Here is a 19960-nt window from a genome sequence, read left to right as displayed (position 1 = left end):
TTAGTCTCAAAACTGCCGTCCGACGAAGGAGCACAGCATGGCCGATGCCCTCGTCGAGTCTGCACAGAGTATCGACCCGGGGATGGCAGAACTGTCGGTTCGCCGGCGTTACTGGTTACTCGCGGTGGCGTGCATGGACGTGTCGATCGTGATCTCGTCCATGGTGGCGCTCAATGCCGCACTGCCCGATATCGCCAGGGAGACGTCGGCGACCCAGGCCCAACTCACGTGGGTGATCGACGGGTACACGTTGGTACTGGCCTGCCTCTTGCTGCCCGCGGGCGCCATCGGCGACCGGTACGGCCGGCGCGGCGCCCTGCTGATCGGGCTCACCGTCTTCACGCTGGCCTCGGCGGCGCCACTGATCTTCGACAGTCCCATTCAGCTGATCACTGCCCGAGCGGTCGCCGGCGCAGGAGCGGCGTTCATCATGCCCGCCACGCTGTCACTGCTGACCGCGGCATTTCCAAAGTCCGAGCGCAGCAAGGCCGTTGGGATCTGGGCCGGCGTCGTCGGCTCCGGAGCCATCGTCGGATTTTTGGCGACCGGCGGTCTGTTGCACTTCTGGGCGTGGCAGTCCATCTTCGTGACGTTCACCATCGTCGGCCTCGCGATGTTCGTCCTCACCTGCACGGTGCCGTCCTCGCGTGACGACAACGCCGCGCCCCTGGACGGGATGGGTGCGCTATTGATCGGCGCGGCGGTGGCGGTCTTCGTCTTCGGCGTGGTGGAAGCGCCGGTCCGTGGTTGGACCCATCCGATGGTCTGGGGATGCATGGCCGGCGGCATGGCCCTGGCCGGCGCCTTCACCGTTGCCCAGCTGCGGCGCGCACATCCCCTGTTGGATGTGCGGTTGTTCGGCAAGCCCGAGTTCGCCACCGGTTCCATCGGAGTGACATTCCTGTTCTTCGCCAACTTCGGGTTCTTCTTCGTCAGCATGCAATACATCCAGCTGGTCATGGGATACAGCGCCATCCAGACCGCAGTTGCGTTGTCACCGTTGGCAATACCGGTACTACTCTTCGGCGCCACCACCTATCTGTACCTGCCCCGGCTCGGGTTGCGGCTGACGGTCTTCATCGGACTGTTGCTCATCGCGGCCGGTCTGCTGTGTCTACGATTCCTCGAAATCGACTCGTCCTATCTCGATTTCGCATGGCCATTGCTGATCATCAGCACAGGTATCGGGTTGAGCACTGCACCAACGACTTCCGCCATCCTGGGTGCGGTGCCCGACGAAAAACAGGGCGTGGCATCCGCGGTGAACGACACCACGCGCGAGGTAGGCGCCGCACTGGGCATCGCGGTGGCCGGTTCCATCCTGGCCGCCCAGTACCAGCAGCAGTTGGCTCCCGCGCTTACGGCTGTCCCCGACAACCTGCGCGGTCCCATTCTGAGCTCACTCGCCGAGGCGTTGACCGTCTCCGAGCATATGGGTTCCGACGGCGTGCGCCTTGCCGACCTTGCCCGCGGGGCGTTCCTCGACGCGACGAACTCTGCGGCCTTGGTGATGGCGTTGGTCCTGGGCGTCGCAGCGGTGTTCGTCGGAATCTGGGCCCCTGGCCGCGACGGGCGACAGCACCGGTGGGTCCGCCGGCTCAGGTCACGATGAACTCGGCGGCCCGGTGGCCGATCATCGCGATGGTCGCATGTGGGCCACGGCTGGGGATCGTAGGCATGATCGATCCGTCAACCACCCACAGCCCGTCCACCCCGAGCACCCGGCAGGTCGGGTCCAATACCGCATCGGCACCGGTACCGATCGGCGCAGTGCCGGCCAGGTGCTGCGAGGTGGACCATGAGTCTTCACCGACTTCGACTGTGTGACTGACTAATTCGCGCGCCATTGCCGCCCCCTCCCGCAATGCGGTGACATCCTCCGGAACGGAGTCGTAGCGGTGTTCGATGACGGGCAGCACGGCCGGATCAGCCGACGCCAGCCTGACCCGGCCACGCGAGGATGGCCGCATGAGGGCGACCCCGAGATGCGGAAGCTCAGCCGGGTCGTGATCCGGGCCGTGCACCAGCGCTGCGAAGCCCGCGGTATAGGGCCGGATCTCCAACCCGTCGGCCGTGGTCAGCACCGCCTCCAGTGGCGGCAGGTCATGGGTGGGCGTCCAGGCCACCGGTAAGACCCACTCCGGGTGGTCCACCGTCGCCATGCCGACAGGTAGCCCGGAAACCACGTCGATTCCCAGTGCCGCCAACTCGTCGGGCGGTCCGACCCCGGAGAGCATCAACAGCTGAGCGGATCCAATTGCACCGGCGCACAGGATGATTCGCCCCGCACTGACGATCTCACCGTCAGCACACTCGACCCCGACCGCCCGGGTACCGGCGACGATCACCCGGAGAACCCTGGTGTCGGTGCGCACCACGAGATTCGGGCGGTCCAATGCCGGCTGCAGGTATGCACCGCCAGGGCCCAGGCGGGTACCGCCGTTGATGTTGAGCGGGACCGCGCCAACCCCGGCGGGCAGCGGGGCACCCGCATCCGAAGCGTTGAGGTCATCCAGCCAACCGAATCCGGCCGCGGTAGCTGCGTCGACGAAAGATGCTGTACAGCCGTCGAATTCACGTACGCGCCGGACCTTGATCGGCCCCTGCGAACCGTGCAGGTCAGTGTCGAAGTCCAGGTCGGTCTCGATCGCCCGGAAATGCGGCAGCACGTCGTCCCAACTCCAACCGGGGACCGCCCAGTCGTCGAAGTCGGTCGGCAACCCACGGCAGAAGTACCCGCCGTTCACCGCACCCGAGCCGCCGACCACCGAGCCGCGGATGATCTCGGCGTGCCGGCGTGGCCACTCGGTAAGGGTCGACTGATAGTGCCGCACCACCGAGCTGGCGGCGCCGATCGGCAGCCTCAGGCCACTGATCTGCGCGGCCACCCGTGGATCGGACGGAGCCGGACCCGCCTCGACGACGGTCACCTGGCAGCCAGGATCGGCGGAAAGACGTTCGGCCAAAACCGATCCGGCGCTGCCTGCACCTACGATCAATATGTCGCTCACGCGCGGAGCGGATGTGGAATCGCTCAAGATGTCGGTTTAACTCCGCAACTGCGGCTTGAGCGCACCCAGATGCCGTTCGCGCAGCACGCCGGTCCACAGGCCGGTCCCGTAGGCGATGTCGTCGACGCGCTTGAGCACGATGTGCGTGAACAGTCCGACCGGTTTGGTGTCGTCGTCGGCGTTCCCGCGCCGGGTCGCCCAGTCCACCACCCCGTCGACCACGGCCGCCACCAGGACCGCTTGTCTGGCCCGCCGGAACAGCAGCGCAGCGATCAGCGCTATCGGCCAGTAGTGCCGACAGATCGCCGAACACAACTGCAGCGCCGACGACCACAGTCCATGAGCCGCGACCACCGCGACTTCCTTGGGTTCGGTGTCGACCGTGCTGAGCGAGCGGGCGATACGCCTGCCGGTGACCACAGCCACCGCCAGGGAGGACAGGTAACCCAGGCACGACCCCATGGCCATCAACAGCCACACCATCAGCGTCCAGCCGGAGATCACCAACGGCGCTGTCTTGCCCGGATGCCGGACCGTCAGCGGAGCCGCCGACGATCCATAGAATGCCTTGCGGATAAACCACTTTCGTAGATCTGTGCGGTGATCGTGGGCAACCAGAGCGATCGGCTCGTACCGCAGGCGGGCGCCGGCCTCGACGAAGCGCCAGCACAGATCGACGTCCTCTCCGGAATGCATGGTCTCGTCGAACCCGCCGACCGCGACGAGCGCGGACCGCCGGCAGATGATCGCTGCGCTCGGCACGTAGGAGACCGTCCCGTACGGCACAACAGGCGCCTCGCGCACGCCGAGGTCCAACGAGGACCGCACGGCCTCGTAGCGGGCCACCAGGTTGTCGGCGTTGTGCAGACCGATGATGCGCGGCGCCACCAGCGCCACCGCGGGATCGCAGAAGTGCCCGAGCAGCGCTTCCAGCCAGCCTCGTCGCGGTACCACGTCCGAATCGAGGAACGCGACGAAATCGGTCTCACAGGCTGCCAGGCCGGTATTGCGGGCGGCGGCCGGACCGTTGCTACGGATGTGCCGAAGCACCTGCACGTCGCAGTACATCCCGGCGAACTCGGCTTGCGCGACGGGCACCGCCGAACCGTCGTCGACGACTATCACGCGAAGGCCACGCAGCGTCCCGATCAGCCGGTGAAGTCCAGATGTGTTGTCCCGAACCGGAATAACGACGGTAACGTCGCGATGGGACGGCCCGCTGGCCGGACGCGGATGGGCCACCGTGGCGTCGAGCAAGGTCCGTGCCAGTTGCGCGCTGAGCGCGTCGTGGACCTCGAGGCGACCACCATTGAGCATGTCCTGCGCGGTCGGAGCCAGCCGCAGCAGGCGGGTGGGGGAACCGCCCAGCAACGCCGCGCCCTCCCCGAGCACCTTGACTCGGCGATCCACCTGCACGGCAAAACCGTCGGGCAGCCTCGGTCCGGTCATGTCAGCATCCCGTTCCGGTCGGGCTGCCACCGCTTGATCCGGTCGGCGCAGCCATTGACCATCTCAGCAAAGATACGCTCCCCCTCTCCCGCGGTGGCAGTCGTCGGATCGCCGAGCACTCCGAGTTCGCTGACAGCTCCGATTCCGCCTGCGCGCATGCGTGGCATCAGCTCCGGCAACGGAGCGGTGTTCCCCGGCGTGAGTTCGTCAGTCCACACATCGCCGGGCGAAATATGTAGCAATACAGATGTTTCGGTGTGACCGGCGTGCGCATCGGCATTGACTGAGCTGCACGCGACCCATCCGACGTCGCGACCCTCGTCGCGGAGCAACGCGACTGCGGACGCCAGCGCCTCGACATTCCCACCGTGCCCGTTGACGAACACCAAGCGGGGCGCCCAACTCGCCGCCGACCTGCCGTACTCCACCAGCAAAAGGCGCAGCGCGGCGGTTCCGATCGATACCGTGCCGGGGAATCCCTCGTGCTCCCCGCTGGCCCCGTAGCTCACCGCAGGCGCCACGATCCATTCGCCGCCCACCGGCGCGTCAAGCCGTTCTGCCGCGGCCTGGGCCACAGCGGTAGCGATCCGCGTGTCGGTGTCCAGCGGCAAGTGCGGACCGTGCTGTTCGGTAGAACCAACCGGGGTGATCAACATTGGGGACATGCCGCGTAGCTGCCTCGACGTTGAGTTCCCGAGCCCGCTGGGAAAAGCCACGTGCCGATGGTAGGCCGAATTCACCTGGCGTGCGCCAATTGTTGGAGCATGCGCAGCAATTGATTTCCCGGAATTTTCCCCGGCACCCCCCGTCGGCATCACGTGCGCCCCTTCTGCCACCCCTGTCACGTCGGACGGAGATCTGCCGAGGGGCCTCGGTCAGGAACCAGAGTCCCTCGGCACGCCGAGGGCGCGGGTGAAGCCGTCGGGAACCAAGATGTCCTCGGCAACCAGATCGTGTACCGACGAACGGCCCAATCCCATCAATGCCGAGTCGATGCCACCGCGCAGGATGTCGAGCACATTCTCAACCCCGGCCTGCCCCTCGGCCGCCAGGCCCCACAGGTAGGCGCGACCGATCATGACTGCGCGGGCGCCGAGCGCAACGGCCTTCACCACATCGCTGCCCCGCCGGACGCCGCCGTCGAGCAGAACCTCGATCTGATCGCCGACCGCGTCGGCGATCACAGGCAGCGCGCGGATGGACGCCGGGGTGCCGTCCAGGTTGTTGCCGCCGTGGTTGGACACCGAGATTGCCGAAACACCCGCGTCAACAGCACGTTTGGCGTCGTCGACCCGCATCACACCCTTGAGCATGAACGGGCCGCCCCACAGCTCACGCAGCCAGGCGATGTCTTCCCAGGTGGGCGGCGGGGTGCCCATCCACTCGCCGTAGGCCTGGAAGAACGGCGGGCCCGCCTCACCTCTGGCCGCCTGATTGGGCACCGACAGAGCCGGCGGCCGCATGGTCTTGGCCCACTGCCACAGATAGCGCGGCTTGGTCACGACCTCCGGGCTCATCTTGACGATGGTCTTCAGATCCATCTTCTCCGGGATCTTGGGGCTGCCCCAGTCGCGCCCATGGGAGAAGCTCCAGTCTGTCGTCACGATCAACCCGACCGCACCCGCGGCGCGCGCCCGCTCGGCCCGGGCGGCGATCGCGGCGCGATCGCCGAGCCAGTAGATCTGGAAGAAGATCTTGCCGTTGACCGCGATCACGTCTTCGATCGGCTTGCTGGCAAACGATGACAGACCCATCGCGGTGCCCCGGGCGGCAGCAGCCCTGGCAACCGCGACCTCGCCGTCGGGATGGACCGCCTGGACACCCGTCGGTGAGATGATCACCGGCATCGAAATGTCTTGACCCATCACCGTGGTGGCCAGCTCACGCTTCTCCGATGCGCCGACGACATGCGGGGCGAAGCCGAGTTCGGCGAACGACTCGACATTGTCGGTGACCGTCACGCCTTTCTCACTGGCGGAGATCAGCGACGAGTAGGCAGACTTGGGCAGCCGCTTCTTGGCACGTTGCTGTGCGATCGCGACGGTCTCGAACCAGGTATCTCGTGCCATGGGATTACACCGGACTTTCGTTACAGATTCGGGCCGGGGGTTTGGTCAGTAATTTCAGTGGAATCGGGCCCTGTTTGGTGCCGCGGGAATGGTCACCACTGGGCTTGGGTTTGATCCGCTCCTGCTCCAAGGCCGGCGCGCCCCAGCCCTCGACGCATTCGGGATCGGGCCCGTCCAGTGGCAGACCGGTGAAGAACTTGGCCGCCATGCAGCCTCCGCGGCAGCTGTCGTAATGCCCGCAGCTTCCGCAAGCGCCCGCAGATTGGGGCTCACGCAGCTCGCGGAACAGCGGCGCGTACTTCCACACACTGTCAAAACCACCGTCGGACACGATGTTTCCGGCCAGGAAACGATCGTGAATGGCGAACGGGCAGGCATACACGTCGCCGACCGGATCGATGAGGCAGACCACCCGGCCGGCGCCACACAGGTTCAGACCGGCCAGCGCGCCGGGCGCGCCCAGACCCGACAGGTGGAAGAACGAGTCACCGGTGAGCACCCCGTCGCCCTTGGCCACCAGCCAGTTGTACAGCTGACGCTGCTGCTCGGCGGTGGGGTGCAGGTCGTCCCACACATCGGCACCGCGCCCGGACGGGCGCAGCCGCGTGATGCGCAGCGTGGCACCGTAATGTGCGGCCAGCGCGGCGAATTCATCGAGCTGGTCGACGTTGTGCCGGGTCACCACCACCGAGATCTTGGCGTCTTTGAAACCGGCATCGTTCAGGTTCTCCAGGGCGCGGACCGCCATGTCGAACGAGCCTTTGCCCCGCACGGCATCGTTGACCTCGGCGTTGGCGCCGTCCAGCGATATCTGGACGTCGACGTAATCACTCGCGGCCAGTTTCGTGGCCACCTCGGGGGTGATGCGTACCCCGTTGGTGGAGAACTTGACCCCGACGTGGTGGGCGGTGGCGTAGTCGACGAGCTCCCAAAAGTCCGGGCGCACAGTGGGTTCCCCGCCACCGATATTGACGTAGAACACCTGCATGCGTTCCAGCTCGTCGATGATGTCCTTGCACTGCTGCGTCGACAGCTCGCGCGGGTCGCGCTTGCCGGAGGACGACAGGCAGTGGACGCACGCCAGGTTGCAGGCGTAGGTGAGCTCCCAGGTCAAACAGATCGGCGCGTCAAGACCACGCTCGAACTGTTCGACGAGCCGGGGCACGGGCTGAACAGAAGTCATTTGGAATTCCCGGGTATCAGCATGTTGGACTGGACCAGCACGCTCAGCGCGTGCAGGTAGGGCGCTTGATCGGCGTCGTCGATCCCGGCTGCCCGGCAGGCCGATCGGGCGTCGGGGTGGTCGGCCAACGAGTTGACCACCTCGACGACCGTCCGGTTCTTCAGGAAGGACAGCTTGCGGGTACCGAAGTGGTACAGCAGGGCGCCGAACGGTTCCGGCCGCACCGCCACCTGGTGGTGCATCCGCCAGCTCATATCCGGGTCGAAGGCGACGCCGAATTGCTCAGCCGCGTCGGCGACCTGAGTAGACACGGTCAGTAAACCCCGCACATGCCGTCGATCGAAACCTCTTCGACGAGGGTCTCGGTGACGAGCTCGGCCTCGGTTTCAACGTGCTGATTCTGGTCCATGAGAGCTGCCTTTCATCCCGTAGGGTCTCGATAATTGTGATCGAGATCGCAAGGATATGGCATCGAGTGCCAGAATGGAAGGGTGGGTTTGATGCAGGTATCCGCGTCCCGGGTGGGACGGCGCCGCTCGACGACGCAGGACCACATCGCCGGGGTCGCGATCGAGCTGTTCGCCGCACGCGGATTCGACGAGGTCAGCGTCGACGACCTCGCGGCGGCGGCGGGCATCTCCCGGCGGACGCTGTTCCGGTACTACCCCTCCAAGAACGCCATACCGTGGGGCGATTTCGATGCGCACCTGCAACACCTACGTGAGTTGCTGTCGACGTTGAGCCCGCAGGTGTCACTGGGTGAGGCACTGCGCGAGGCGCTACTGGCATTCAACACATACGGCGAACACGAGATGGCGCAGCATCGTCAGCGCATGCGGGTGATCCTGGAAACTGAAGGATTACAGGCTTATTCGATGACGATGTACGCCGGTTGGCGCAACGTCATCGCCGACTATGTGGCGCACCGGATCGGTGAACGAACCAGCGATCTCATGCCGCAGACCGTGGCGTGGCTGATGCTGGGGGTGGCGCTGTCGGCCTATGAACACTGGCTGGCCGACGAGTCGGTGTCGCTCCCGCACGCGATCGCCGAAGCCTTCGACGTCGCCTGGCCGGGCCTGGACGCGCTGGAGCACCGATGAGCGGTGGCGCGAAGGACTAGCGCCACACCTGAGCAAGCGGCGACGAACTCTGCGGGGCAAGTGGCTCGGCCAACATGACCGGCGCCTGCGCCATGAATCGCGGTGTCCTGCCTCGGTGTTCGTCAGCGGCGTGCACCGTGAACGGGTGAACCAGATACATGTCGCCGGGCCGCCCGATCGCATGGGCCACCGGGCGTCCGGCGCTGGCCTCGTCCACCAAAGCGCCCGATTCGGCGAACTCGACCGGTTCCGAACCGAGCACGGCGGCGACGTCACGATGCGAACCCACCCTGATCCGCGTCGGCGCATCGTCGGGCCCGACCTCCGACAGGAGAGTCAACAGGAGCATCGTGTGCGGCCGCCCGCTGACCACCCAGCGGTCAGCGGACAGCGGGGTGTTGGCGTCGATGTGCCAGCCCCGGTCCTCGGCAGGCGGCGCGACGGGAAATCGGACCGGGATGTTCCCGAGCGCGTAACGCGGCGTCCAGCCGTCCTTGCCGCACAGTTGATCGAGCGCGCTCGCGAGCGTCGCGCTACGAGCAATCTGACTGAACGGCCCCTGACCGGTGAGGTCTGCCGCCCACACCACGGGCTGGGTCCAGGTTTCGGGTTCGTCCGGCGACAGTCCGATCTGCTTCCAGAGCAGAACTCTTGCCGCATCGGCTATCTCAGACGGCGCCGCCTGTTCGAGCATGACGAATCCGTCGTGCATGAATGCATTGACATCGATCACTGTCACCACATTGACGTAACGGTTCGCGGGATGCCAGTGGTTTCCCGCCAGAACAAGCGGCCTGAAAAACTTTGCACAGACCCGTCGGAGTTTGGCCTCCAGGGGCGACGATAGAGATGTGAGCGCCGAAACAGATGCTCCGCACACCCTGCTGACGCTGTACGACGAGGCGTTGCCGGTGGTGTACGGGTACTTCATCCGGCGCTGCGGTGACCGCGGAACTGCTGAGGACCTGACGTCGGAGACGTTCCTCGCGGCAATGGATGCCGCCCGCAAGCCCGCTCCGCCGCAGCTCTCGGTGCCCTGGCTGATCGGGGTTGCGCGGCACAAACTGGCCGACCATTACCGGCGGCGGCACGACCGGTTCACCGTCCCGGTGGCCGACCTGCCAGAACCGGTGGTTCCAGCCGACGACTGGGACGCCGAACTGGATCGCATCGTCGCCGAAAGCGTTCTGGCCCGACTGCCCGAACAACACCGCACCGTCCTTGCCCTGCGCTACATGGACGACCGCACGGTGCCCGAATGCGCCGAGTTGATCGGCCGCACCGTGCACGCCACCGAGGCGCTGCTGGTGCGGGCCCGTCGGGCATTCCGAGCGCAATATCCACAGCGGGAAGGAGGGACGCCGTGAACGACCACGATCCGCTGACCGTGCTCAATGGCGACGAGCTTCCGGTTGCCCCGGACCCCGATTTCGCCGCTCGGCTGCGCGCACGTCTGGAATCGGCTCTCACACTTCCGAACCGAACCGAAGGAGTCGTCATGACCGGCACCGACACCGCAATCGCAGAACTCAATGAACCCGCTGAGGCAGCCGCTCCCCCGCGCTCCGCCGCAATCCCGTACCTGGCCGTACCCGATGCACGCGCGGCCATCGCCTGGTACACCGACGCGTTCGGCGCCTCCCTCGTCGGACAGATGTACGAGATGGACGACGGGCGCGTCGGCCACGCCGAACTGCAGATCGGCGACGGTGTTCTGTACCTGGCCGACGAGTACCCCGAGCTCGGCCTGAAAGCACCTGACCCACAGACGAGTTCGGTGAGCCTGATGCTCCATGTGGCCGATACCGACACCACCCTGGAACGGGCGCGTGAGCGTGGGGCGGTCGTGCAGCGGGAATCCTACGAGAACTACGGCGCCCGCAACGCGACGCTCGTCGACCCGTTCGGTCACCGGTGGATGCTGTCCGGGCCGGTCACCGGTGCGGCCGTCACCATCCAGCACGGCGACGTCGGCTATGTGTCGGTCTGGGTCCCGGACGCCGACCGTGCCGCGGCCTTCTACGGTCACGTGCTGGGCTGGACCTACGATCCCCGCACCCGTCAGGTCACCAATACCAGACAGCACATCGGCATCTTCAGCGTCGCCCGGCCCGCCACGCTGTTCTGCTGCTACGCGGTGGCCGATCTGGACGGCGCCCGACAGGCGATCGCCGATGGCGGCGGACAGGTCGGCGAGCAGCGTGAGTTCGACTTCGGCACCGTCCTGGATGCCACCGATCCTTCGGGGACGTCGTTCGCGGTGTTCCAGCCCCCGCCGGGCACCCCGCGTCCAGAACTCAATGGCTCTGGGCCAGGCGAACTTTCGTACATCACCTATGAGGTGCCTGACTCGACGGCGTTCAAGGCGTTCTACAGCCGGGTGCTCTTCTGGACATTTGAGCCCGGGCGCATCGACGACGGCTGGGGCGTGCAGGGCAGTCAGCCGATGTCAGGCCTGGCCGGCGGAAATACCGCGGCCACGACGGTCCCGATGTGGACCGTCGCCGATATCGAGGACGCGGTGGCGCGGGTCCGCGAGGCCGGCGGCACGGTGCTGGCCGAACCGGCCCAGCAGCCGTACGGGTTGACGGCAGAATGCACCGACGACCAGGGCGGCCGCTTCTACCTCGGCCAGTTCTAGTGCGATTTGTGGAGTTTCAGCCGTGTTGCGCACGGCTGAAACTCCACAAATCGCAGGTGTCACCACAATGGAATGTCTTGCCCGTGCTCGGATGCCGGCCGCGGACCGAAGTAACGGCGCTGCGATTCGTCGATCTTGACGTCGTTGATGCTGGCTTCGCGCCGCGACATCAACCCGTCCGGCGTGAACTCCCACAGTTCGTTGCCGTAGCTGCGGTACCACTGCCCGGCGGTATCTCGGCATTCGTACTGGAACCGGACACCGATGCGGTTGCCGCGAAACCCCCACAGGCTCTTGCGCAACGCGTAGTCGAGTTCCCGCTGCCATTTCTGGGTGAGGAAGGCGACGATCTGTTCCCGTCCGACGATGTGCACGTCGCGGTTGCGCCACTGCGAATCCGGCGTGTAGGCCAAGCTCACCCGATCCGGATCCCGGGTGTTCCACGCATCCTCGGCAGCCTGCACCTTCTGGATCGCCGTTTCCAGCGTGAACGGCGGGAACGGCGGACGGGTTTCAGCCATGACGACCGCCGACCCTCCCGAGGAAGGTGCGGATGAGCGTGGCGATCTCCGCGCCGTGGGTCTCGAGGGCGAAGTGTCCCGCGTCGAGCAGATGAACATCGGCATTGGGCAGGTCCTTACGGTAGGCCTCGGCACCGGCCGGACCGAAGATTTCGTCGTTGCGGCCCCACGCCACCAGGGTCGGCGGCTGGTGCGTCCGGAAGTACTCCTGGAACGCCGGGTATGCGTCGAGGTTGAACTGATAGTCCCAGAACAGTTGCAGCTGGATTGCCTCGTTGCCGGGCCGATCGAGGCCGGCCTGGTCCAGCTGCCAGGTCTCCGGCGCGACACGGTCCAACCGGTCGGCGGGCACACCATGGGTGTACTGCCAGCGAGTCGCTTTGGGCTGCAAGAACTCCCGAGCTCCCGCCTCGTTCGCGGCACGATCCTTGGCATGTGCGAACAGGACGTCCCAGAACGGGGTGAAACCCTCGACGTAGGCGTTTCCGCTCTGGCTCACCAACGCCGTCACCCGCTCGGGGTGGCGGCTGGCGATCCGCAGCCCGATCGGCGCGCCGTAATCCTGGATGTAGAGCGCAAAGCGCTGCACGCCCACCTGATCCAACAGTCCCTCGACAATGGCTGTCAACGCGTCGAAGCTGTAGGCGAACTCGTCGACCGAAGGCGCTGCCGAGTTGCCGAAGCCCAGGTAATCCGGCGCGATCAGGTGGTATTCGTCGGACAGCTCGGCAATCAGATTGCGGTACATGTGTGAGCTGCTCGGAAATCCGTGCAGCAGCACGAGTGTGGGATTTCGCGGATCGCCGGCCTCCCGGTAGAACACCTCCCAACCGTCAACCGTCGTCGTCCTGAATCGTGTGTCGAAACTGGCCATCTCAAAGCTCCTTCGGTTTCCGGGCGCTGGTAGAACGATCGTTCTCCCCGCCGTCGCCAGTGTAGGAGAACGATCGTTCTCTGCGCAAGGGCTATCCGGAGCGTTCGGCCGTGTCCAAGAGGGCGGCAGCCGCTTCGCGTGCCACATCCGCGGCGTGGGCGCCGTCGTAAATGGTGGCGGCGACTATCGCTCCGTTGGCGAGCATCGCGAGTTGTTCGGCGATCTTGCCGGTCAACCCCGCCGCTTCCGCGAGGTCGGCAATATAGGCCCGCAAAGCCAGCTTGTTGTGCCGGGCGATGCGCTTGACGTCAGTGGATGTACCGCCGAGTTCGCCGACGGAGTTGATGAACATGCAACCGCGGAAATCGGGTTCGGCGAACCATTGCGCGAGGTAGTCGAAGACCGCCAGGACCCGCTCGCGCGGATCATCAGTCCGGCTGTCCACGAACTCGGCCATACCGCGCTGGATTTCGCGGTCACGCTGCTTGAGCACAGCGGTCACCAGCTGAGTTTTCGAGGGGTAGTACCGGTAGAGCCGTTTCAGCGGAATTCCGGCGGCATCCCGAATGGCGTCCATCCCGACGGCTTGCACACCGCGCTCATTGAACAGCTGCTGCGCTGCGGCCAGCACCCGATGCTTGTCCGATTCGTCGGGCATGGCACATCCCCTCACACTGAGAACAATCGTTCTCCATGCTACTGATCTTCGGCGAGCAGACGCTGAATCGCACTTTCCAGGGTCTAAAAGGGCGATTCTGTGTCTGCTCGCGGCAGGAAAGTCAGCCGAGGACGTCGGCGATGGGAGCCCCGGCGGCGATTTTGCCGCGGGCCTTCATCACCTTGCCCGGCATGCCGCCCCCGACCACGCCGACCACGACACCGTCGCGCTCGTAGTAGGCCAGGAATTTGCGGCCGTCGTCCTCGACCACATGCACGATGTCCTCGGCTTCAGGCTCACCGAGGCACTGGATCTTGACGTCGTACTGATCGCTCCAGAAGTACGGCACCGACACCACGGCCGAGGCTTCCTGCCCCAGCAGCGCCGGCACCATGGCCCGCGCCTGATCGGCGACGTTGCTCCAATGCTCAACGCGCGCTTGGTCTCCCACCGCAGACCGCCAGGAGGCCACATCGCCGATCGCCCACACGTTGGCCGTGCCGGCCCGGCCGACCTCATCGCACACCACGCCGTTGTCCAGCGCGATACCGCTGCCTTCCAGCCAGTCGACGGCCGGATGCGAGCCGATGCCCACGACCACCAGATCGGCATCGAGTTCGGTGCCGTCGCCCAGCACCACCTGTTCGACGCGGTCAGTGCCGCGCACCTCGGTAACCCCCACACCGCAGCGCACGTCGACACCCTCGGCCTCGTGCAGCCGCGTCACCAGGGCGCCGATCTTCTCGCCGAGCACCGAGGCCAGCGGCGTCGGCTGGGGCTCCACAAGGGTCACGTTCACCCCGAGCTTGCGCAGGCTGGCCGCCACCTCGCAGCCGATGAATCCGGCGCCGACCACGACAGCGCGCCGGGCATTGCCTGCGTCCTCGCGCAGGGCCACGCTCTCGTCGTACGAGCGCAGCACCCGGATGCCCGGCAGGTCTGGGAAGGAACGAATCCGCTTCGGCACCAGGCCGGTAGCGATGACGAGTTCGTCGTAGGCAAGTTCAGTGCCGTCGGCCAGCTTCAGCGTCTTGGCGGCGGTGTCGACCGATTGTGCTGCAGACCCGAGCCGCAGCGTGATGTCGTTCTCCTGATAGAACTCGGCCGGCTTGAGCGTGACGTCGTCGGTCTCGGCGCGCAACACTTCCTTGGACAACGGAGGCCGATCGTAGGGCAGATGGTCTTCGTCGCTGACGATCGTGATCGCCCCGCTGTATTCCGAACGCCGCAGTTGTTCGGCAGTCCGGGCCGCGGCCAGGCCGCCGCCGACGATCACAATGCCCCCAGATGTAGTCACGTGGGCTTTTTACACGATGACGCGCGAGCGTTGTGCGCCACCCTGCATTTGCGCCGCTGATCGACGTGTCACGGTCGCGTCCGTTCGATGATGTTGGACAGCACGACGATGCTCTCGCTGCGCTCGATGTCGGCCGACGACCGTATCCGCTCCAGCGCCTCTTCCAGGTGCCGCATATCGCGGGCCAGCACATGCAGAATGGCGTCTGCGGTGCCGGTGACGGTCGCCGCGCCGATCACTTCAGGGATATCCACCCAGGCCGCGCGTAGCTGGTCGGGGGCGATGGTGCCGTGACAGAACACCTGCACATAAGCCTCAGTGCGCCAACCCAGCACATTGCGATCGACCACCGTGGTGAAGCCGCGGATGACCCCGTCGGCCAGCATGCGGTCCACCCGCCGCTTGACCGCCGGCGCGGACAGGTTCACCCGCAATCCGATCTCGGCGTAAGTGGCCCTGGCGTGCTCGGCGAGCTCGGCCAGAATCTGCTCGTCGGTCTCGTCCAGACGCTCCACATCAACTCCCACGCAATAAACCGCCGCTGTCAGTGCGTTCCTGCAATATATCGATGTCCTGCGCGCAACGGGTGGTGATTGATTGCGCGAACACATGTACATATCGTCGATCAATGACGATTTCCGACGAAATCCTGCCGGCGGTCATGGCTGCGCCCGTCGCCGCGCCGACTCCTGCCCGCAGAGCGAGCACCCGCCACTACGCCATGACCGCCCCGGAGTACTTCACCGTCGATTACGCCATCAATCCGTGGATGGATACCTCCACGCCTGTCGACACCGGTCGCGCGCTGAGTCAGTGGCAGACGCTGCGCGGTGTCTACACCGATCTCGGCCACACCGTTGAACTGGTCACGCCGCGCCCCGCCCTGCCCGACATGGTGTACGCGGCCAACGGCGGATTCCTGGTGGGCGGCACCGCGGTGGTCGCCCGGTTCGCCTACCCGCAACGCGCGGCCGAAGCCGACGCCTACGCCGACTGGATGGCTGCGCGAGGATATCAGCCCACGCATACCCGGCACGTCAACGAAGGCCAGGGCGACCTGTTGCTCGTTGGGTCAAACTTGTTGGCGGGCTGGGGGTTTCGTACCGACCGCCGTGCCCACGACGAGATTGCGGCAATCACCGGGCTGCCAGTGGAAAGCCTCGAACTCGTCGATCCACGCTTCTACCACCTGGACACCGCGCTGGCGGTGCTCGATGACACCACGATCGCCTACTACCCGCCCGCATTCAGCGACGCGTCCCGCCACCGCCTGCGCGAACTGTTCGCTGATGCCATCGAAGTCGCCACCGCCGACGCCTACGTGCTGGGCCTCAACGTGGTGTCCGACGGTCTGCACGTGGTGCTGCCCGCGGCCGCCACCGCGTTCGCCGAACAGCTGGGCCAAGCCGGATTCGAACCGATTGGCGTCGACCTCTCCGAACTCCTCAAAGGCGGCGGATCCGTCAAATGCTGCACCTTGGAACTGCATCAATGACCATCCTGGACAGCGTGGACAACGACGCCACCACAGCGGCGGTAATCGCACTCGACGATCGCCATGTCGCACACAACTACTCACCGCTACCGGTGGTGGCCACCTCCGCGGCCGGTGCCTGGATCACCGATGTCACCGGTCGCCGCTACCTGGATTGCCTGGCTGCCTATTCCGCAGTCAACTTCGGCCACCGGAACCCGGAGGTCATCGCCGCCGCGCACGCCCAGCTGGACCGGTTGACCCTGGTGAGCCGGGCCTTCCACTCGGACCAGCTGGGCCCGTTCGCTCAAGCGCTTGCCGAGTTGTGTGACAAGGACATGGTGCTGCCGATGAACAGCGGCGCCGAAGCAGTCGAGAGCGGCATCAAGGTGGCCCGTAAGTGGGGCGCCGACGTCAAGGGTGTCCCGGCCGGTCAGGCCAATATCGTTGTGGCACAGAACAACTTCCATGGCCGGACCACCACGATCATCAGCTTCTCGGACGATGAGACGGCGCGCCGCGGCTTCGGCCCGTACACGCCGGGGTTCCGCTCGGTGCCGTTCGGGGACGCCGGCGCTGTTTCCGACGCTATCGACGAGAACACGGTCGCCGTGTTGATCGAGCCGATCCAGGGCGAGGCGGGCGTCATCGTGCCGCCCGCAGACTTCCTGCCCCGGGTCCGCGAGGTCTGCACGCAGCGGATGGTGCTGATGATCGCCGACGAGATCCAGTCCGGGCTGGCCCGCACCGGACGGACCTTCGCGTGTGAGCACTGGGGTGTGGTTCCCGATGTCTATCTGCTCGGCAAGGCGCTCGGCGGCGGCGTGATTCCGCTGTCGGCGGTGGTGGCCGACCGCGACGTGCTCGGCGTGCTGCACCCCGGCGAGCACGGATCGACATTCGGTGGCAACCCTTTGGCGGCCGCGATCGGCAACACCGTGGTGGCGATGCTTCGCCGTGGCGAATTTCAGCTCCGCTCAACCGAACTCGGCGCGCATCTGCACACACGGCTGAACGCGCTGATCGGTCACGGGGTGCTCGCCGTGCGGGGTCTGGGCCTGTGGGCGGGCGTCGACGTCGACCCCGCCCTGGGTACCGGCAAGCAACTCAGCATGGCGCTGGCCGAACGCGGAGTGCTGGTCAAGGACACCCAGGGTTCGACGTTGCGGTTCGCGCCGCCGCTGGTCGTGACGCTCGACGAGATCGACTGGGCCGTTGAGCAATTTGCCGACGCCCTTGCCGCGGCGCGCGCATAATCGCCGGATCGGCACCCTAGGAGGCATCATGTCAGCCCCAGCCACGAGCCTGCCCGGTCAGATGATGCGACGCAGGCCGGTGTTCGGCGCACCGGTTGCCCACGGCGCGTCCGATCACCTGAAGCGAAGTATCGGCACCTTCCAACTCACGTTGTTCGGTGTCGGCGCGACAGTCGGCACGGGCATCTTCATCGTGCTGCAGCAAGCGGTGCCCGAAGCCGGGCCCGCCGTTCTCGTGTCATTCGTCGTCGCCGGTATCGCAGCCGGGCTGTCGGCCATCTGCTACGCGGAAATGGCTTCTGCCGTTCCGGTTTCGGGCTCCACCTACTCGTACGCCTACACCACGATGGGCGAGTTCGTAGCGATGGGTGTGGCCGCATGCCTGCTGTTGGAATACGGCGTTTCCATGTCGGCGACCGCGATCGGCTGGGGTGGTTACCTCAATCAACTGCTGGACAACCTGTTCGGTGTCCGATTGCCACACGCGCTGACCGCGGCACCGTGGGGCGAATCGCCGGGCATCATGAACCTGCCCGCCACGATTCTGATCGTCATGTGCGCGTTGCTGCTGATTCGCGGTGCGAGCGAGTCCGCCATAGCCAACACCATCATGGTGATTCTCAAGCTTGCCGTACTGGGCCTGTTCGTCGCAGTCGCGTTCACCGCATTCACCACCGATCACTTCGCCGGGTTCTGGGACAAGGGTTTCGTCGGAATCACGGCGGCCGCCAGCACGATCTTCTTCACCTTCATCGGACTTGACGCCGTCTCCACGGCCGGCGACGAGGTCAAGAATCCGCAGAAGACCATGCCGCGGGCCATTATCGGAGCGTTGATCGTCGTCACCAGTGTCTACATCCTCGTGGCGTTCGCCGGGCTGGGCACCCAGTCGGCCGACGAGTTCGGATCCGAGGAACAGGCCGAAGCCGGATTGTCGGTGATGCTGACCAACATCTTGGGTGGCCAGACCTGGGCAAGCACCATTCTTGCTGCGGGCGCTGTTATTTCGATCTTCTCGGTCACCCTGGTGGTGATGTACGGCCAAACCCGCATCCTGTTCGCCATGGGGCGCGACGGCCTGCTGCCACCGCTTTTCGCCAAGGTCAATCCGCGCAGCATGACCCCGGTGAACAACACGATCATCGTGGCCGTCGTCACCGGCACCCTGGCCGGCTTCGTGCCACTCGACTACCTGTGGGACCTCGTGTCGATCGGCACGCTCGTCGCGTTCATCGTGGTGTCGATCGGGGTGATCCTGCTACGGGTCCGCGAACCGGATCTGCCTCGCTCGTTCAAAGTTCCGGGCTACCCGGTGACACCGATTCTCTCGGTGATCGCCTGCCTGTTCGTGCTCTATGGGCTGCCGCCGGTCACCTGGTTGTGGTTCAGTCTGTGGGTCGGTGCGGTTCTGCTGTTCTACCTGTTCTGGAGCCGCCATCACAGTGCGCTCAATGACGGGGGCGACGGTTACATCCCCGGCCCGGCCGCGGGCGAGGACGACGTGATGACCACGCATCCGCCCGAGGCCTCGTCGTGACCGTCATCGTCGGATACCTGGCAGGCAAGGGTGGATCGTCGGCGCTGCACCTCGCGGTCGGCGCGGCCAAGACCCTCAAGACGTCGCTGGCAGTCGCGACGGTGGTACCACGACCGTGGATGACGCCGTCGCCGGCTCGCATCGACGCCGAATATGCCCAGTACGCAGCGCAACTCGCGGCGTCGTCGGCGGATCAGGCCCGCGAGTGCATCACCGCCCTGGACGACGAGCTCGAGGTCAGCTTCCACAAGTTCGCGCACCGCTCGGTCTCGGACGGTCTACTCGAGGCGGTCACGTCACTGGGCGCCGAGGCACTGGTGCTGGGCTCGGCCGCGGACGGGAAACTGGGCCAAGTGGTGGTCGGGTCCACCGCCGACCGATTACTGCATTCCTGCCCGGTGCCACTGGCGATCAGCCCGCGCGGGTACCGGCGGCCCAAAAGCGGTGCACTGTCTCGGATCACCTGCGCCTACCCAGGCAGCCGCGAATCCGTCGGCGTGGTGCGGCAGATCATCACGCTCACCGAGCAGTTGGACGCGTCGATGCGGGTGGTGACCTTCGCGGTCCGCGGACGCAGCATGTATCCGCCGCTCGTGGGGCTGCGCGCCGAGGATTCCATCCTCAAGGAATGGGCCGAGCAGGCCCGGACATCCTTGCAGCAGTTGAGGATCGATGGAATCGTCGGCGCAGACATCGAACTTGAGGTCGTCACCGGGGACGGCTGGGACGAGGCACTCGACGCAGTCGAGTGGCTCGACGGCGAGATCCTGGCCATCGGTACTTCGCCAACGGGCGCGGTGGCGCGGGTGTTCCTCGGTGAACGCGCGTCAAAGATCCTGCGGCACAGCCCGGTTCCAGTTCTCGTGCTGCCCGGCTAGTCGCGGAGA

General features: G+C 65.9%; 21 protein-coding genes. 8 read left to right on the top strand and 13 right to left on the bottom strand.

Features of this window, described 5'->3' with window-relative positions; all coding sequences use genetic code 11:
- The first annotated feature begins 37 nt into the window (after positions 1-37).
- Entirely contained in the window at positions 38-1612 is a 1575-nt protein-coding gene (locus ABQF30_RS02200) for an MFS transporter (protein ID WP_448460695.1), read from the top strand.
- Here the strand turns inward: ABQF30_RS02200 and mftG are convergent.
- The 7 genes from mftG to mftA all read right to left on the bottom strand — a co-directional run bounded on the left by mftG (position 1599) and on the right by mftA (position 8121).
- Complete coding sequence (gene mftG, locus ABQF30_RS02195; protein WP_448463372.1) at positions 1599-3002, bottom strand: mycofactocin dehydrogenase MftG; 1404 nt, start codon at positions 3000-3002, stop codon at positions 1599-1601. The two genes, ABQF30_RS02200 and mftG, sit on opposite strands and share 14 nt — an antisense overlap.
- A gap of 45 nt (positions 3003-3047) precedes the next feature.
- Positions 3048-4460 carry a mycofactocin biosynthesis glycosyltransferase MftF gene (gene mftF, locus ABQF30_RS02190; RefSeq protein WP_448460693.1) on the bottom strand — a complete coding sequence of 471 codons (1413 nt, stop codon included), beginning with the start codon at positions 4458-4460 and terminating at the stop codon, positions 3048-3050.
- Entirely contained in the window at positions 4457-5200 is a 744-nt protein-coding gene (mftE, locus tag ABQF30_RS02185) for a mycofactocin biosynthesis peptidyl-dipeptidase MftE (RefSeq protein ID WP_448460691.1), read from the bottom strand. Before mftE ends, mftF begins: the two co-directional genes overlap by 4 nt.
- A 135-nt stretch (positions 5201-5335) precedes the next feature.
- Positions 5336-6529 carry a pre-mycofactocin synthase MftD gene (gene mftD / locus ABQF30_RS02180; RefSeq protein ID WP_448460689.1) on the bottom strand — a complete coding sequence of 398 codons (1194 nt, stop codon included), beginning with the start codon at positions 6527-6529 and terminating at the stop codon, positions 5336-5338.
- A 4-nt stretch (positions 6530-6533) separates the two neighbouring features.
- On the bottom strand, positions 6534-7712 hold the full coding sequence (mftC, locus tag ABQF30_RS02175; protein ID WP_448460688.1) for a mycofactocin radical SAM maturase: 1179 nt from the start codon (positions 7710-7712) through the stop codon (positions 6534-6536).
- Complete coding sequence (gene mftB / locus ABQF30_RS02170) at positions 7709-7966, bottom strand: mycofactocin biosynthesis chaperone MftB (RefSeq protein ID WP_448463370.1); 258 nt, start codon at positions 7964-7966, stop codon at positions 7709-7711. The genes mftC and mftB overlap by 4 nt, the downstream gene beginning before the upstream one ends.
- A gap of 59 nt (positions 7967-8025) precedes the next feature.
- A complete protein-coding gene (mftA, locus tag ABQF30_RS02165; RefSeq protein WP_448460686.1) occupies positions 8026-8121 on the bottom strand; it encodes a mycofactocin precursor MftA in 96 nt (31 codons plus the stop codon).
- A 91-nt stretch (positions 8122-8212) separates the two neighbouring features.
- Between mftA and mftR the strand changes: the two genes are divergently transcribed.
- Positions 8213-8815: a mycofactocin system transcriptional regulator MftR gene (gene mftR / locus ABQF30_RS02160; RefSeq protein ID WP_448460684.1), complete on the top strand. Its 603-nt coding sequence runs from the start codon at positions 8213-8215 to the stop codon at positions 8813-8815.
- A gap of 16 nt (positions 8816-8831) precedes the next feature.
- Here mftR and ABQF30_RS02155 read toward each other — a convergent pair whose 3' ends face one another.
- A complete protein-coding gene (locus ABQF30_RS02155; protein WP_448460683.1) occupies positions 8832-9548 on the bottom strand; it encodes a phytanoyl-CoA dioxygenase family protein in 717 nt (238 codons plus the stop codon).
- Positions 9549-9666: 118 nt separating this feature from the next.
- On the opposite strand from ABQF30_RS02155, the gene ABQF30_RS02150 reads away from it, so the two are divergent.
- Together ABQF30_RS02150 and ABQF30_RS02145 are read left to right on the top strand one after the other, a co-directional pair.
- Entirely contained in the window at positions 9667-10182 is a 516-nt protein-coding gene (locus ABQF30_RS02150; protein WP_448460681.1) for an RNA polymerase sigma factor, read from the top strand.
- The gene (locus ABQF30_RS02145) at positions 10179-11456 is read left to right on the top strand and encodes a VOC family protein (RefSeq protein WP_448460679.1); all 1278 of its coding nucleotides are present in this window, start codon (positions 10179-10181) and stop codon (positions 11454-11456) included. Before ABQF30_RS02150 ends, ABQF30_RS02145 begins: the two co-directional genes overlap by 4 nt.
- Positions 11457-11515: 59 nt before the next feature.
- Here the strand turns inward: ABQF30_RS02145 and ABQF30_RS02140 are convergent, their stop codons facing one another.
- The 5 genes from ABQF30_RS02140 to ABQF30_RS02120 form a co-directional block, all read right to left on the bottom strand.
- Entirely contained in the window at positions 11516-11977 is a 462-nt protein-coding gene (locus ABQF30_RS02140) for a nuclear transport factor 2 family protein (RefSeq protein WP_448460677.1), read from the bottom strand.
- On the bottom strand, positions 11970-12851 hold the full coding sequence (locus ABQF30_RS02135; protein WP_448460675.1) for an alpha/beta fold hydrolase: 882 nt from the start codon (positions 12849-12851) through the stop codon (positions 11970-11972). Before ABQF30_RS02135 ends, ABQF30_RS02140 begins: the two co-directional genes overlap by 8 nt.
- Positions 12852-12942: 91 nt before the next feature.
- Entirely contained in the window at positions 12943-13509 is a 567-nt protein-coding gene (locus ABQF30_RS02130) for a TetR/AcrR family transcriptional regulator (protein ID WP_448460673.1), read from the bottom strand.
- Between the two features lie 121 nt (positions 13510-13630).
- Positions 13631-14806 (bottom strand): NAD(P)/FAD-dependent oxidoreductase, encoded by a 1176-nt coding sequence (locus ABQF30_RS02125; RefSeq protein WP_448460672.1) that lies wholly within the window; start codon positions 14804-14806, stop codon positions 13631-13633.
- 68 nt (positions 14807-14874) lie between these two features.
- Entirely contained in the window at positions 14875-15321 is a 447-nt protein-coding gene (locus tag ABQF30_RS02120) for an Rv2324 family transcriptional regulator (protein ID WP_448463368.1), read from the bottom strand.
- 113 nt (positions 15322-15434) lie between these two features.
- Here ABQF30_RS02120 and ddaH point away from each other — a divergent pair, with 113 nt between their 5' ends.
- Genes ddaH through ABQF30_RS02100 form a run of 4 tightly spaced genes read left to right on the top strand, consistent with a single transcriptional unit; the run spans position 15435 to position 19951 of the window.
- On the top strand, positions 15435-16301 hold the full coding sequence (gene ddaH, locus ABQF30_RS02115; protein ID WP_448460671.1) for a dimethylargininase: 867 nt from the start codon (positions 15435-15437) through the stop codon (positions 16299-16301).
- The gene (gene rocD, locus ABQF30_RS02110) at positions 16298-17536 is read left to right on the top strand and encodes an ornithine--oxo-acid transaminase (RefSeq protein WP_448460669.1); all 1239 of its coding nucleotides are present in this window, start codon (positions 16298-16300) and stop codon (positions 17534-17536) included. Before ddaH ends, rocD begins: the two co-directional genes overlap by 4 nt.
- A gap of 28 nt (positions 17537-17564) precedes the next feature.
- A complete protein-coding gene (locus ABQF30_RS02105) occupies positions 17565-19073 on the top strand; it encodes an amino acid permease (RefSeq protein ID WP_448460667.1) in 1509 nt (502 codons plus the stop codon).
- Complete coding sequence (locus ABQF30_RS02100; RefSeq protein ID WP_448460665.1) at positions 19070-19951, top strand: universal stress protein; 882 nt, start codon at positions 19070-19072, stop codon at positions 19949-19951. The genes ABQF30_RS02105 and ABQF30_RS02100 overlap by 4 nt, the downstream gene beginning before the upstream one ends.
- Positions 19952-19960 lie beyond the last annotated feature (9 nt).

It is taken from the genome of Mycolicibacterium sp. XJ870, from assembly GCF_053483975.1.
Note: the sequence above shows the minus strand (reverse complement) of the source record. Positions and strands in the feature narration are given on the sequence as shown.

Coding starts and splice junctions, on each gene's coding strand:
- ddaH (WP_448460671.1), top strand. CDS start 15,435: ATGACGATTTCCGACGAAATCCTGCCGGCGGTCATGGCTGCGCCCGTC.
- rocD (WP_448460669.1), top strand. CDS start 16,298: ATGACCATCCTGGACAGCGTGGACAACGACGCCACCACAGCGGCGGTA.
- ABQF30_RS02105 (WP_448460667.1), top strand. CDS start 17,565: ATGTCAGCCCCAGCCACGAGCCTGCCCGGTCAGATGATGCGACGCAGG.
- ABQF30_RS02140 (WP_448460677.1), bottom strand. CDS start 11,977: ATGGCTGAAACCCGTCCGCCGTTCCCGCCGTTCACGCTGGAAACGGCG.
- mftF (WP_448460693.1), bottom strand. CDS start 4,460: ATGACCGGACCGAGGCTGCCCGACGGTTTTGCCGTGCAGGTGGATCGC.
- ABQF30_RS02135 (WP_448460675.1), bottom strand. CDS start 12,851: ATGGCCAGTTTCGACACACGATTCAGGACGACGACGGTTGACGGTTGG.
- mftD (WP_448460689.1), bottom strand. CDS start 6,529: ATGGCACGAGATACCTGGTTCGAGACCGTCGCGATCGCACAGCAACGT.
- ABQF30_RS02200 (WP_448460695.1), top strand. CDS start 38: ATGGCCGATGCCCTCGTCGAGTCTGCACAGAGTATCGACCCGGGGATG.
- ABQF30_RS02130 (WP_448460673.1), bottom strand. CDS start 13,509: ATGCCCGACGAATCGGACAAGCATCGGGTGCTGGCCGCAGCGCAGCAG.
- mftR (WP_448460684.1), top strand. CDS start 8,213: ATGCAGGTATCCGCGTCCCGGGTGGGACGGCGCCGCTCGACGACGCAG.
- mftB (WP_448463370.1), bottom strand. CDS start 7,966: ATGAGCTGGCGGATGCACCACCAGGTGGCGGTGCGGCCGGAACCGTTC.
- mftC (WP_448460688.1), bottom strand. CDS start 7,712: ATGACTTCTGTTCAGCCCGTGCCCCGGCTCGTCGAACAGTTCGAGCGT.
- mftA (WP_448460686.1), bottom strand. CDS start 8,121: ATGGACCAGAATCAGCACGTTGAAACCGAGGCCGAGCTCGTCACCGAG.